The 12,794-nt window shown below is 43.5% G+C and carries 11 protein-coding genes; 10 read left to right on the top strand and 1 reads right to left on the bottom strand.

Annotated features, from left to right (window positions below; all coding sequences use genetic code 11):
- Positions 1 to 70 precede the first annotated feature (70 nt).
- From aroA to kdsB, 9 genes are all read left to right on the top strand, one after another.
- Entirely contained in the window at positions 71 to 1,366 is a 1,296-nt protein-coding gene (aroA, locus tag FE394_RS14470) for a 3-phosphoshikimate 1-carboxyvinyltransferase (RefSeq protein ID WP_319927067.1), read from the top strand.
- A 136-nt stretch (positions 1,367 to 1,502) separates the two neighbouring features.
- A complete protein-coding gene (gene cmk / locus FE394_RS14465; protein ID WP_319927123.1) occupies positions 1,503 to 2,189 on the top strand; it encodes a (d)CMP kinase in 687 nt (228 codons plus the stop codon).
- Between the two features lie 198 nt (positions 2,190 to 2,387).
- Complete coding sequence (gene rpsA, locus FE394_RS14460) at positions 2,388 to 4,061, top strand: 30S ribosomal protein S1 (RefSeq protein WP_319927066.1); 1,674 nt, start codon at positions 2,388 to 2,390, stop codon at positions 4,059 to 4,061.
- A 74-nt stretch (positions 4,062 to 4,135) separates the two neighbouring features.
- On the top strand, positions 4,136 to 4,426 hold the full coding sequence (gene ihfB / locus FE394_RS14455; RefSeq protein WP_319927065.1) for an integration host factor subunit beta: 291 nt from the start codon (positions 4,136 to 4,138) through the stop codon (positions 4,424 to 4,426).
- A 205-nt stretch (positions 4,427 to 4,631) separates the two neighbouring features.
- Positions 4,632 to 7,001 carry a ComEC family protein gene (locus FE394_RS14450; RefSeq protein ID WP_319927064.1) on the top strand — a complete coding sequence of 790 codons (2,370 nt, stop codon included), beginning with the start codon at positions 4,632 to 4,634 and terminating at the stop codon, positions 6,999 to 7,001.
- Positions 7,002 to 7,036: 35 nt separating this feature from the next.
- A complete protein-coding gene (gene msbA, locus FE394_RS14445) occupies positions 7,037 to 8,785 on the top strand; it encodes a lipid A ABC transporter ATP-binding protein/permease MsbA (RefSeq protein ID WP_319927122.1) in 1,749 nt (582 codons plus the stop codon).
- On the top strand, positions 8,782 to 9,777 hold the full coding sequence (gene lpxK / locus FE394_RS14440; RefSeq protein ID WP_319927063.1) for a tetraacyldisaccharide 4'-kinase: 996 nt from the start codon (positions 8,782 to 8,784) through the stop codon (positions 9,775 to 9,777). The genes msbA and lpxK overlap by 4 nt, the downstream gene beginning before the upstream one ends.
- Before the next feature lie 136 nt (positions 9,778 to 9,913).
- On the top strand, positions 9,914 to 10,093 hold the full coding sequence (locus FE394_RS14435) for a Trm112 family protein (RefSeq protein WP_319927062.1): 180 nt from the start codon (positions 9,914 to 9,916) through the stop codon (positions 10,091 to 10,093).
- Between the two features lie 3 nt (positions 10,094 to 10,096).
- Complete coding sequence (gene kdsB / locus FE394_RS14430) at positions 10,097 to 10,846, top strand: 3-deoxy-manno-octulosonate cytidylyltransferase (protein WP_319927061.1); 750 nt, start codon at positions 10,097 to 10,099, stop codon at positions 10,844 to 10,846.
- 131 nt (positions 10,847 to 10,977) lie between these two features.
- Here kdsB and elyC read toward each other — a convergent pair whose 3' ends face one another.
- Positions 10,978 to 11,829 (bottom strand): envelope biogenesis factor ElyC, encoded by an 852-nt coding sequence (gene elyC / locus FE394_RS14425; RefSeq protein ID WP_319927060.1) that lies wholly within the window; start codon positions 11,827 to 11,829, stop codon positions 10,978 to 10,980.
- Between the two features lie 184 nt (positions 11,830 to 12,013).
- Between elyC and cmoM the strand changes: the two genes are divergently transcribed.
- Complete coding sequence (cmoM, locus tag FE394_RS14420) at positions 12,014 to 12,793, top strand: tRNA uridine 5-oxyacetic acid(34) methyltransferase CmoM (protein WP_319927059.1); 780 nt, start codon at positions 12,014 to 12,016, stop codon at positions 12,791 to 12,793.
- Position 12,794 lies beyond the last annotated feature (1 nt).

Below are 12,794 nucleotides of genomic sequence, written 5' to 3'. Positions count from 1 at the left end.
AATTTATTGTTTTATTTTAAACATTCAAATTAAAAATATCATGTATTAGAAACTGGAGATCCCTCTCTTTATGCAATCCCTGACATTACAACCTATTTCCTGTATTGCTGGAACGATTAACCTGCCTGGTTCTAAGAGTGTTTCCAATCGTGCCCTGCTGCTCGCTGCTTTTGCCAAAGGAACCACTCGTTTAACTAATTTGTTGGACAGTGACGATATTCGTTACATGCTGAATGCCCTGACGGCGTTGGATGTTCCTTATCGCTTATCTGCTGATCGTACTATCTGTGAAGTTGATGGCAGGGGCGGACATATTACAGGCAAAGGAAGGCTTGAGTTGTTTCTGGGGAATGCAGGTACAGCAATGCGACCGTTGGCTGCGGCACTGTGTTTAGGTCATTCAGGAAGCAACGATATAGTACTGACCGGGGAACCCAGAATGAAAGAGCGCCCGATTGGTCACTTGGTGGATGCACTGCGTCAAGGAGGCGCGGAAGTTGATTATCTTGAGCAGGAAAACTATCCGCCATTGCATATCAAGGGGGGATTTACGGGTGGAAAAGTCACCGTTGATGGTAGTGTTTCCAGTCAGTTCCTGACAGCCTTGCTGATGGCTGCACCGTTGGCAGAGAACGACACAGAAATCCATATTCAGGGTGATTTGGTTTCTAAACCCTATATTGATATTACGCTAGCGCTGATGAACAGTTTTGGTGTAACGGTAAATAACGAACAATATCAGGCTTTCTATATTAAAGGGCAGCAGCAATATTTGTCTCCGGGGCAATATTTGGTGGAAGGTGATGCTTCATCGGCATCTTATTTTCTGGCGGCAGCAGCTATTAAAGGCGGAACGGTTCGTGTCACGGGAATTGGCAGAAACAGCCTGCAAGGGGATACAAAATTTGCCAATGTATTGGAGCAGATGGGAGCGACGATTCGTTGGGGCGACGATTTTGTTGAATGCGAACGCGGTACATTGAAAGGTGTTGATATGGACTTGAATGCCATTCCTGATGCGGCAATGACCATTGCGACAACCGCGCTGTTTGCACAGGGAGAAACAGTTATCCGCAATATTTATAACTGGCGGGTAAAGGAAACGGATCGGCTCCATGCAATGGCAACAGAATTACGGAAAGTAGGGGCTGAAGTGGAAGAAGGGCACGATTACATTCGTGTGACTCCGCCAGAAAAACTCAATCATGCTGAAATTGAAACCTATAATGATCACCGGATCGCGATGTGTTTCTCGTTGGTGGCGTTGTCGGATACTCCCGTCACCATTCTTGAACCTGGCTGCACAGCAAAAACATTCCCAGATTATTTCAATCAGCTTGAAAAGCTCAGTCAATATACAAAATAGATAGGAATACTGTTTCACTCATCTGCTGAGAAGGTATAATAAGACAGATTTTATTGCTCGTTAATTGAGCTGTTTTTTTGTGCATTCAACAAATAACCTGTCTGTTATACGAATGTCATGCAAAAGGAGGAGAATGATGGCGGTGATAGCCCCAGTAATAACCGTAGATGGGCCAAGTGGTGCTGGCAAGGGAACGTTATGTCAGGCATTGGCTGAAGCGTTAAATTGGCAACTACTTGATTCAGGTGCTATTTATCGTGTGTTGGCACTGGCTGCCATTCACCATCAGGTGGATATCCAGTCTGAAGACGCTCTGGTTCCTCTGGCTGCAAATCTGGATGTTCGTTTCGTGCCAGCAAACGGTAAACTCCGAGTTATTCTGGAAGGTGAAGATGTCAGCAATGAAATTCGCACTGAAACTGTTGGAAACACGGCTTCACAGGCAGCGACATTCCCTCGGGTTCGCGAAGCGCTTTTACGTCGGCAGCGGGCTTTCCGTATCTCTCCGGGGCTGATTGCGGATGGTCGTGATATGGGAACTGTCGTATTTCCTGACGCACCGGTGAAAATATTTCTTGATGCAAGTGCCGAAGAACGCGCCCGTAGACGCATGTTACAGTTGCAGGAGAAAGGTTTTAGTGTTAACTTTGAACGCCTTTTGTCCGAAATACAGGAACGCGACTTCCGTGACCGCAATCGGGCAGCTGCGCCATTAGTGCCTGCACAAGATGCATTGATCCTCGATTCGACCAACATGTCTATCGAAGAAGTGATTAATAAAGCACTGACTTATGCGAAAAACGCGCTGGAAATACCAGCATAATTGTTAATTTTCGTAAATACGCTATTGCACTATTGCAGTAGCATATGAAGAAGATGTATATAGAATTCTGGTGTGTGTGTAGTGAAATATGCTGGCACACCTAAACCTTGTAACAGGGAATGTTGCGAGGTATGTAAAACAACCCCATTCGGCCGGATGCTAAATGGACGTTAATTAAAAACCTTGAAGATCATTAACATGACAGAATCTTTTGCTCAACTCTTTGAAGAATCCCTACAGGTTATCGAAACTCGCCCAGGTGCAATTGTACGTGGTGTTGTAGTTGCTATCGATAAAGACGTTGTATTGGTTGACGCCGGTCTGAAATCAGAATCTGCAATTCCTGTAGAACAATTCAAAAATGCTCAAGGCGAGCTGGAAATCCAAGTTGGCGATGAAGTCGACGTAGCTCTGGATGCGGTAGAAGATGGTTTCGGTGAAACTATCCTGTCCCGTGAGAAAGCGAAACGTCACGAAGCATGGCTGATGCTGGAAAAAGCATACGAAGAAGCTGAAACTGTCACTGGTGTTATCAATGGCAAAGTAAAAGGCGGCTTCACTGTAGAACTGAACGGTATCCGTGCGTTCCTGCCAGGTTCACTGGTTGACGTTCGTCCAGTTCGTGACACTGCTCACCTTGAAGGCAAAGAGCTTGAGTTCAAAGTCATCAAGCTGGATCAGAAACGCAACAACGTAGTTGTTTCCCGTCGTGCTGTTATCGAATCTGAAAACAGTGCAGAGCGTGATCAGCTGCTGGAAAACTTGCAAGAAGGCATGGAAGTTAAAGGTATCGTTAAGAACCTGACTGACTACGGTGCATTCGTTGATCTGGGCGGCGTTGATGGCCTGCTGCACATTACTGATATGGCTTGGAAACGTGTTAAACACCCAAGCGAAATCGTCAATGTGGGCGATGAAATTACAGTTAAAGTACTGAAATTCGACCGTGAGCGTACTCGCGTATCTCTGGGTCTGAAACAACTGGGTGAAGATCCATGGGTAGCAATCGCTAAGCGTTATCCAGAAAGTACTAAACTGACTGGTCGCGTAACTAACCTGACTGACTACGGCTGCTTCGTTGAAATCGAAGAAGGCGTTGAAGGTCTGGTACACGTTTCAGAAATGGACTGGACTAACAAAAACATCCACCCATCCAAAGTTGTTAACGTTGGTGATGTTGTGGAAGTTATGGTTCTGGATATTGATGAAGAACGTCGTCGTATCTCCCTGGGTCTGAAGCAGTGTAAATCTAACCCTTGGCAGCAATTCGCTGAAACTCACAACAAAAACGACCGTGTTGAAGGTAAGATCAAGTCTATCACTGACTTCGGTATCTTCATCGGTCTGGACGGCGGCATCGACGGTCTGGTTCACCTGTCTGACATCTCCTGGAACGTTGCAGGCGAAGAAGCAGTTCGTGAATACAAAAAAGGCGACGAAATTGCTGCTGTAGTTCTGCAAGTTGATGCAGAGCGTGAGCGTATCTCTCTGGGCATCAAACAACTGGCAGAAGATCCATTCAACAATTACCTGTCTGTAAACAAGAAAGGTGTAATTGTTACTGGTAAAGTAACTGCAGTTGATACAAAAGGTGCTACAGTTGAATTAGCTGACGGCGTTGAAGGTTACCTGCGTGCATCAGAAGCTTCTCGTGACCGCGTTGAAGATGCAACTCAAGTTCTGAACGTTGGCGATGAAGTTGAAGCTAAATATGTTGGTGTTGATCGCAAAAACCGCGTAATCAACCTGTCTGTTCGCGCGAAAGACGAAGCTGATGAAAAAGACGCTATCGCTTCTGTGAACAAACAAGAAGATACAAACTTCGCGAACAACGCAATGGCTGAAGCTTTCAAAGCAGCTAAAGGCGAATAATCTAAGTCAATAACGGCGGGTAATATTTTTGGCAACAATGATATTACCCGAATACGGTAGTTTAGGGAGGTACCATGACCAAGTCTGAATTAATCGAAAGACTTGCTGAGCAACAATCTCATATGCCAGCTAAAGCCGTTGAAGATGCAGTGAAAGAAATGCTTGATCATATGGCAGAAACATTAGCCGCAGGTGAACGTATTGAAGTTCGCGGATTCGGCAGTTTTTCTCTTCACTACCGAGCTCCTCGTGTGGGTCGTAACCCAAAAACGGGTGATAAAGTGGAATTGGACGGTAAATACGTTCCTCACTTTAAACCCGGTAAAGAGTTACGTGACCGCGTGAATATCTATGGCGATAGCTAAGATATAAGTTATTACTTAATTAAAGTAACGGCACCTTAAGGTGCCGTTTTTTGTGATACTGAACGCACTATCTTGTAAGTGATTTTTTTCTGAAAATTAATTTGCGAAGTGATTCCACAATGGCATTTATCTGACTGGTAGCAATGCTTATTCTGGAATAGTCTCGTCTGCGTAGAATAGAATATCAACGCAGAGACATGAATGGATGCAGCCTATAATTTTTTTCCCCTTTACCTACTTATTCACTATTTGGCGAAAACCTCCACCGATTATTAGCCTGAACTTAGCTGCGTTATCTATGGTGTTTGGGATACTTCCTTTATTATTCCTCGCTGAACTCCCTCAAAAAAAGCTCATTTATTGTCTGATTTTTCTCGCATACGGCTTACTTTTATTCCCTTATAAAGTAATCAGAATAATATCATTAGGATTATGGGCATTTATTCTCGGGTGCGGGCATAGTCACCAAATATTGGCCCAAATAAATTATTTCAGTGAAACCCCTCGCTCTGCAACAATCATGATTGACAGCGTATCATTAGGAGATAATACGCAAGAGGATCAGAAAAAAATACGTTATCGTATTCGATTAGTTGAAAGTGATGGGAAATATATTTTTCCTGCTTTATATGCGTCTGTGTCCTGGAATTCTAAACAAGTGCTGTGTGCAGGCCAGAAGTGGCTGGTAACAATGAAGCTCAGACCTATTCACGCTCAATTAAATCATGGTAGTTATGATAATCAGCGTTATTCACTTTCTATTCGTCAGCCTTTGCATGGAAAAATCATTAAGGCTAAGTTACTCAATGAAAGTTGTAGTCTCCGGCAAGAACTTATTAATAAACTGGCACCAGAAATAGAATCATTAAAACATTCAGGAATTGCGTTGGCACTTTCATTCGGTGAAAGGGCGTGGTTGGATAAACCCACTCGACAGCTATTACAGCAAACAGGGATTGCACATTTGATGGCAATTTCAGGGCTGCATATCGCAATGGCCAGTTTATTTGGCTGGAGTCTTGCAAGAGCGGCACAATTTTTCTTTCCTGTAAGATGGGTTGGATTTCGTTTCCCATTAATCATGGGCTGGTTAATTGCAATGCTGTATGGATGGTTGTCTGGGTGGGGAATTCCTGCTGTTCGGGCAATATTGGGGTTAACTCTGTGGATTTATCTGAGGTGTAAAAGCAGACTTTGCTTTTCATGGCAGTGGGCTTTATGGAGCGCTGCACTTATTTTATTTTTTGATCCCTTAGCAATACTTTCTGACAGCTTCTGGCTTTCATTTACTGCGGTGATGGCTCTGTTATTTTGGTTTCACTGGATGCCGTTGCCAGAAAAAATTCGGCATGGCTGGCAATGGGTTTGGCTGCGTGGATTGCATATGCAGTTGGGCATGATGTTAATGTTGTTGCCATTGCAGCTTTTGTTATTTCATGGAGTTAATATTGCATCATTGGTTGCTAATCTATGGGCAGTTCCAATCGTTTCTTTTGTCTCAGTGCCGTTAGTGATGTTGGGATTAGTCTGTATTTTCCTCCCCGTCGTCCAACCATTTTTATGGCAACTTGTGGATTACAGCATTTCTTTTGCCTTAGCTCCTTTATCTGTTTTAACACATTCATGGTTTGAAACAGGGCATTATCCTGTTGTTATTACGCTCTTGGGTTGGTTTTTAATTGTGATTTGGCGTCTGAGCTGGTGGAAATCCTATACATGGCTGTTAGTTATCTCAATTGGAATCACCGCTTGTTATTCAATACCTAACAATGAATATCAATGGCGTTTTTCAATGTTGGATGTAGGTCATGGATTAGCCGTAGTGATCGATAAAGGCGGAAAAGCGATCATTTTCGATACAGGGAGTCGTTGGGAAACGGGCAGCATGGCAGAAAAAGTTATTGTGCCTTATCTACGCTGGCATCATTTAACACCAGAACAGATCATTCTTAGCCATGATCATTCAGACCATACAGGAGGAGTGGAATATCTAAATGAACAATATCCTGACATCCGAATCAGAAGTCCTTTGGCTAATCAAACTCACTTATCTTGTGTTCGTGGTGAACAATGGACATGGCAGGAGTTGAATTTTAAAGTTATTTGGCCACCAGAGAAATCAGTGATTGCCGGCAATAATCAATCTTGTGTGCTCCGTATTGATGATGGTAAATACAGCCTATTATTAACAGGGGATTTAGAGAAACAGGGCGAATATCGTTTACTGGAACTGGAACTGGAACTGGAACTGGAACTGGAAAAGGAACATCTGAATGCAACAATATTGCAAGTTCCTCATCATGGGAGTAATACTTCTTCTACAACGGGATTTATATACAGGGTCATGCCTAAATATGCCTTAGCCTCAGTAGCGCGTTATAGCCCGTGGAGGCTGCCCTCAGTGAAAGTGAAGCAGCGTTATAAAAATGCAGGAATTCAATGGAATAGCACCGCTGTTTCTGGTCAGATAACAGGCTATTTCTATCAAGATCACATTAAATTAGAAGGATATCGCCAACAAATCGTATCACGGTGGTATCATCAGTGGTTTGGTATTCGCGGTGATCATGAGTAGAATGAGCCGCTATTTCTTTTGGTTTTGGTAACTCAATAATGAATGATAAAGACCTTTCTACCTGGCAGACCTTTCGTCGATTGTGGCCGTTCATCACCCCATTTAAGCTCGGGCTGTTAGTCGCGGCGATTGCGCTAATTATCAATGCTGCCGGTGATACATTGATGCTTTCCTTGTTGAAGCCTTTGCTGGATGAGGGTTTTGGTAAGGCAGACATTAGCGTATTGAAGTGGATGCCACTGGTTGTTATCGGGCTGATGCTCTTGCGTGGCATATCTGGTTTTGTATCAAGTTATTGTATCTCTTGGGTATCAGGCAAAGTGGTCATGCAGATGCGTCGTCGTCTGTTCAACCACATGATGGGAATGCCCGTTGCCTTTTTCGACCAGCAATCCACAGGGACACTGCTTTCCCGCATCACATATGATTCGGAACAGGTTGCTTCCTCCTCCTCCGGTGCATTGGTCACGGTTGTCAGGGAAGGGGCATCAATTATCGGCCTGTTTATTCTGATGTTCTATTACAGCTGGGAGCTTTCCCTAATTTTGATTGTGATTGCTCCGATAGTTGCAGGGGTTATTCGCCTTGTTTCTGTGCGCTTTCGTAATATCAGCAAGAATATGCAAAACAGCATGGGAATGGTAACAACCAGTGCTGAACAGATGTTGAAAGGGCATAAAGAAGTTTTAATTTTTGGTGGTCAACAAGTTGAAACCAAACGTTTCAATAAAGTCAGCAATCATATGCGCCAACAGGGCATGAAAATGGTTTCTGCTGATTCTATTTCAGACCCGATTATTCAGATTATTGCTTCGTTTGCTCTGGCATTTATTCTGTATGCAGCCAGTTTCCCTGAGATTATGGGTTCTTTGACAGCGGGAAAAATTACCGTAGTGTTCTCATCCATGATTGCCTTGATGCGTCCATTGAAGTCATTGACTAATGTCAATGCTCAATTCCAGCGTGGTATGGCGGCTTGCCAGACTTTGTTCACCATTCTGGATACGGAGCAAGAAAAAGATGAAGGCAAACTGGAAATCCAGAAGGCAAAAGGGAATATCGAATTCCGTGATGTAACTTTTTGTTATCCAACCAAAGATCATCCTGCATTGAAAAAGATTTCAATGACCATCCCGGCAGGAAAAACAATTGCATTAGTCGGGCGCTCTGGCTCAGGTAAATCGACTATTGCCAACCTCCTTACCCGTTTTTATGACGTGAATGAAGGGGCGATTATACTGGATGGTCACGATTTGCGGGAATATACGTTGGCCTCACTGCGTAATCAAATTGCGTTGGTATCGCAAAATGTTCACCTGTTCAACGATACTGTTGCCAATAATATTGCCTACGCCAGCGAAGGAAAATTCAGTCGTGAGGAGATTGAACGAGCAGCGGAAATGGCCTATGTAATGGACTTTATCAAAAAGCTCGATAACGGCCTTGATACCATGATTGGTGAAAATGGTGTTTTGCTTTCCGGCGGACAACGTCAGCGTATTGCTATTGCCCGTGCCTTATTGCGTGATTCACCGATTTTAATTCTGGATGAAGCAACGTCAGCATTGGATACTGAATCTGAACGTGCGATTCAGGCTGCACTGGATGAATTGCAGAAAAACAGAACGTCATTGGTGATTGCTCATCGTCTTTCTACCATCGAAAAAGCGGATGAAATTATTGTCATTGAAGATGGCAATATCATAGAAAGAGGCAATCATGCTGCTCTGTTGGAGCATGAAGGCTCATATGCTCAATTACACAGGATGCAATTTGGTCAATGATTGAACGCATGTGGTCGGGTCGCTCATGGCTTTATATTGCACTATTACCCTTATCAGCCCTTTATGGGCTGGTAAGTGGTCTTCGTCGCTTAAGCTATAAACTGGGATTAAGCCGCTCCTGGAAAGCGCCAGTACCTGTTGTTGTGATTGGTAATTTGACGGCAGGGGGAAATGGTAAAACGCCTGTTGTCATTTGGCTGGTTGAACAGTTACAACAAAAGGGCTACCGAGTGGGTGTTGTTTCGCGTGGTTATGGTGGTAAATCGGAGTCTTATCCGTTGCTGGTCACAGACGAAGTAACAACTGCACAAGCGGGAGATGAACCCGTTTTAATTCACCGCAGAACAGGTGCACCAGTTGCTGTTGCACCAAAACGAGTCGAAGCTATCAAAGCATTATTGGCCGATACTCCAGTTGATATTGTGATTACGGATGATGGCCTCCAACATTATGCCTTACAACGTGATTATGAGATTGTGGTGATCGATGGTGTCCGGCGTTTTGGCAATGGCTGTTGGCTCCCCGCCGGGCCGATGAGGGAATTGGCTGGGCGTTTGAAAAGTGTTGATGCCATTATTGTCAACGGTGGAACGCCGCAAACAGGTGAGTTGCCTATGACTCTGAAAGGAGAGTTGGCGGTTAATTTACTGACGGGTGAAACGCGCAAAGTCAGAGATATTCCAAATGGTGTTGCAATGGCGGGAATTGGTCATCCCCCGCGTTTTTTTGCGACACTACAGCAATTGGGGGCCGATTTACAGATAACCCATGCTTTTGCTGATCACCAATCTTATGAAAAATCCCAGTTACTGGCTTTGGCGAATAGTCACCAAAATTTGCTGATGACAGAAAAAGATGCCGTAAAGTGTTTTCAATTTGCTCAGCCTAATTGGTGGTATTTACCTGTATACGCTTATTTGCCAGAAGATAAAGGGCAAATAATATTGACTGAGATTCAGGCATTACTTCCAGAATTGGACTCACACCAATAGTAATGAGTAATTATTACATAACGGTAATATCGTCTTACTTAAAACAATATTAAACAAAACAACAGAGTTAACGGTGAGACATTGCTTGTGGTATTCTGAGCCGCATTAAATTTGAAGCCTGTCATTTGGGGGATATATGGATCACCGTTTACTCGAAATCATTGCTTGTCCGGTATGTCATGGCAAGCTCAGCTACGATAAAGAAAACTTTGAACTGATTTGCAAACTTGACCGCCTTGCTTTTCCTGTTCGTGATGGTATTCCTGTGCTGTTAGAGAATGAAGCCCGCACTTTGCCCACCGAGGAAAACAAATAACCCATGTTTACTGTTATCATTCCTGCGCGTTTTGCCTCAACACGTTTGCCTGGAAAACCACTGGCAGATATTCACGGTAAGCCAATGATTGTACGTGTTATGGAACGGGCTGCCCGTTCTGGGGCTGATCGGGTTATTGTGGCGACAGACAATCAAAACGTTTTTGATGCAGTGATTGCCGCAGGTGGTGAGGCTTGTATGACAAGAGAAAATCACCATTCAGGCACAGAACGTTTAGCTGAAGTTATCGATAAATACCAATTTTCTGATGATGAAATCATCGTAAATGTTCAGGGTGATGAACCCCTGATCCCAGAGCAGATTATTAAGCAGGTGGCTGATAATCTGGCTGGCAGTGATGCAGGAATGGCAACTCTTGCAGTACAAATCCAAGATGCGGAAGAGGCATTTAATCCTAATGCGGTCAAAGTCGTTATGGATGCGAAAGGTTATGCGCTCTATTTTTCTCGCGCTACTATCCCGTGGGAACGTGACCGCTTTATGCAATCAAAAGAAATGATTGGGGATAATTTTCTACGCCACATCGGAATTTATGCGTATCGTGCAGGATTTATCCGCCGCTATGTACAGTGGGCACCAAGCCCATTAGAGAATATTGAGATGCTCGAACAGTTAAGGGTGCTTTGGTACGGCGAAAAAATTCATGTAGCAAAAGCGCTGCAAGCCCCTGGTGCGGGCGTTGATACACCTGAAGATCTGGAAGCTGTCAGAAAAGTTTTTGTAGCACGTTAATCTTCCCCGATTTTGATCCCTCTGTTTGATGAAAATTTCGCACAGGTGTAAATATAGGTGTAAATGAAGAGAGAATGCCACATCAGGCATTCTCTTTTTTCAGTCCTGTTATTGTCAATATGACATGATTATTAATGACTTTTGTGCTGAGAATTTTCTGGTTTTTCAGATTTACTATCTGAATTTGCAGGCTTAATGGTTTGCCAAATGCTGCCCAATGTTTCATACCAAGCCCGTTCTGTGTGCGAAAGATAATAGGACGAAGGAATATATTTCTCCCACGGATAGAGCGGAGTTGTTACAGCCAATTGATTGGCAGGGCCTGCGATAGGGTGTAATCCGCGTTGTTCAAAAAATTTCAGCGACCTTTCCATATGATTGGCGGAAGTGACAAGAATAAAAGATTGCTGCCTGACCACTTTCTCAACTTCAGCAGCTTCTTCTTCTGTATCCAAAGGTTTTTTTAATGCTATCGTGTCTTCTACAGGAATTCCCATAGATTGTGCTACCATAGCAGCAACTTCGGCACTACTAATTGAATTAACGCCTTTACCACCAGTGAAAATCATTTTAGCGCCAGGATTAAGGTGATATAACCTGATGCCTTCAGTCACTCTGGGTAAGCTATTGCTGGTAAGATTGGCGCTCGGTGCCCATTGGGAGTTATAAGTAAAGCCGCCACCAAGAACGACAATATATTTTACGGGGGCGATATATGTACTATCTGGTATTAATGTACTGCCAGATGTCGTGTCAGGTTCATAGCGCTGAATATATTTCCCTTCGACAGGAAGTAAAAGTTTGTCTGCAATAGGTTGTAAACTCAATAAAAGTAACGCCAGCCAACTCAGCGATAAAATGGCTTTACCTGTCTTTTGCCAGCGGGTGAACCACAGCAATAGCAGGGCGATAAGAGAAACGAGAATAATCAACGGCAAAGGCATTAATAGCGAGCCGATATATTTTTTTAGCAGGAATAGCATTGACTGACCTTGATTTGGTTAAATTATAGTCGAGCAGGGTCGGATTTAAGGCTAAAAGTAGTTAATTAAATGATTACTGTGCCAAAATAACAGTAGTAAAAATAATAGTAGTAAAAATAGCAGTAGATAGTGTAACGACTCAATAGATAAATTAAACTTAGCTTATTAAGTGGAGCAGTTTTTTATGCTGGATCGCAATTTCGATGATATTGCAGACAAATTCTCGCGTAATATTTACGGCACAACCAAGGGTAAAATCAGGCAAGCCGTTGTCTGGCAGGATATTAACGAATTGCTGAATCATTTGCCTCAACGCCCTTTACGTATTTTGGATGCAGGGGGCGGTGAAGGGAATATGGCTTGCCAACTGGCTGAATTAGGTCATCAGGTCATACTTTGTGACCTATCTGAAGAGATGATCCAGCGGGCGAAATATAATGCCGGAGAACGGGGTGTTCTCCATCAGATGCACTTCATCCAAAGTCCGGTACAAGAAATCCATCATCATATTGAACAGCCGGTTGATTTAATCCTATTTCATGCCGTATTAGAGTGGATTACTGACCAAAAAGATGCAATAGAGACATTGGAGAATATAATAACTCCCGGTGGTGCACTCTCATTAATGTTTTATAATGCTAATGGGCTGGTCATGCGTAATGCCATTTTAGGCAATTTCCATTTGGCAACACCCAATATTCAGCGCCGTCGCAAACGTTCTCTATCGCCACAGAACCCATTAGTACCGGAACAGGTATATCAATGGCTGACTGAGCTCAAGATGGAAATAACAGGTAAAACAGGAGTGAGGATTTTTCATGACTACCTGCAAAGCCGCCAATTACAAAACACAGATTTTCCGGCGTTACTTGAGCTTGAACAACGTTATTGCAGACAAGAGCCCTATATCAGCCTGGGGCGTTATATTCATGTGATGGCACGCAAGCCTACCTTAAAGAGCTAAT

The organism is Xenorhabdus littoralis, assembly GCF_033949345.1.
In the GTDB taxonomy this organism is placed as follows: domain Bacteria; phylum Pseudomonadota; class Gammaproteobacteria; order Enterobacterales; family Enterobacteriaceae; genus Xenorhabdus; species Xenorhabdus littoralis.
The sequence above is the reverse complement of the archived record's forward strand: the minus strand, read 5'-3'. Positions and strand labels throughout refer to the sequence as shown.

Coding starts and splice junctions, on each gene's coding strand:
- cmoM (WP_319927059.1), top strand. CDS start 12,014: ATGCTGGATCGCAATTTCGATGATATTGCAGACAAATTCTCGCGTAAT.
- FE394_RS14450 (WP_319927064.1), top strand. CDS start 4,632: ATGCAGCCTATAATTTTTTTCCCCTTTACCTACTTATTCACTATTTGG.
- aroA (WP_319927067.1), top strand. CDS start 71: ATGCAATCCCTGACATTACAACCTATTTCCTGTATTGCTGGAACGATT.
- kdsB (WP_319927061.1), top strand. CDS start 10,097: ATGTTTACTGTTATCATTCCTGCGCGTTTTGCCTCAACACGTTTGCCT.
- rpsA (WP_319927066.1), top strand. CDS start 2,388: ATGACAGAATCTTTTGCTCAACTCTTTGAAGAATCCCTACAGGTTATC.
- ihfB (WP_319927065.1), top strand. CDS start 4,136: ATGACCAAGTCTGAATTAATCGAAAGACTTGCTGAGCAACAATCTCAT.
- cmk (WP_319927123.1), top strand. CDS start 1,503: ATGGCGGTGATAGCCCCAGTAATAACCGTAGATGGGCCAAGTGGTGCT.
- lpxK (WP_319927063.1), top strand. CDS start 8,782: ATGATTGAACGCATGTGGTCGGGTCGCTCATGGCTTTATATTGCACTA.
- elyC (WP_319927060.1), bottom strand. CDS start 11,829: ATGCTATTCCTGCTAAAAAAATATATCGGCTCGCTATTAATGCCTTTG.
- FE394_RS14435 (WP_319927062.1), top strand. CDS start 9,914: ATGGATCACCGTTTACTCGAAATCATTGCTTGTCCGGTATGTCATGGC.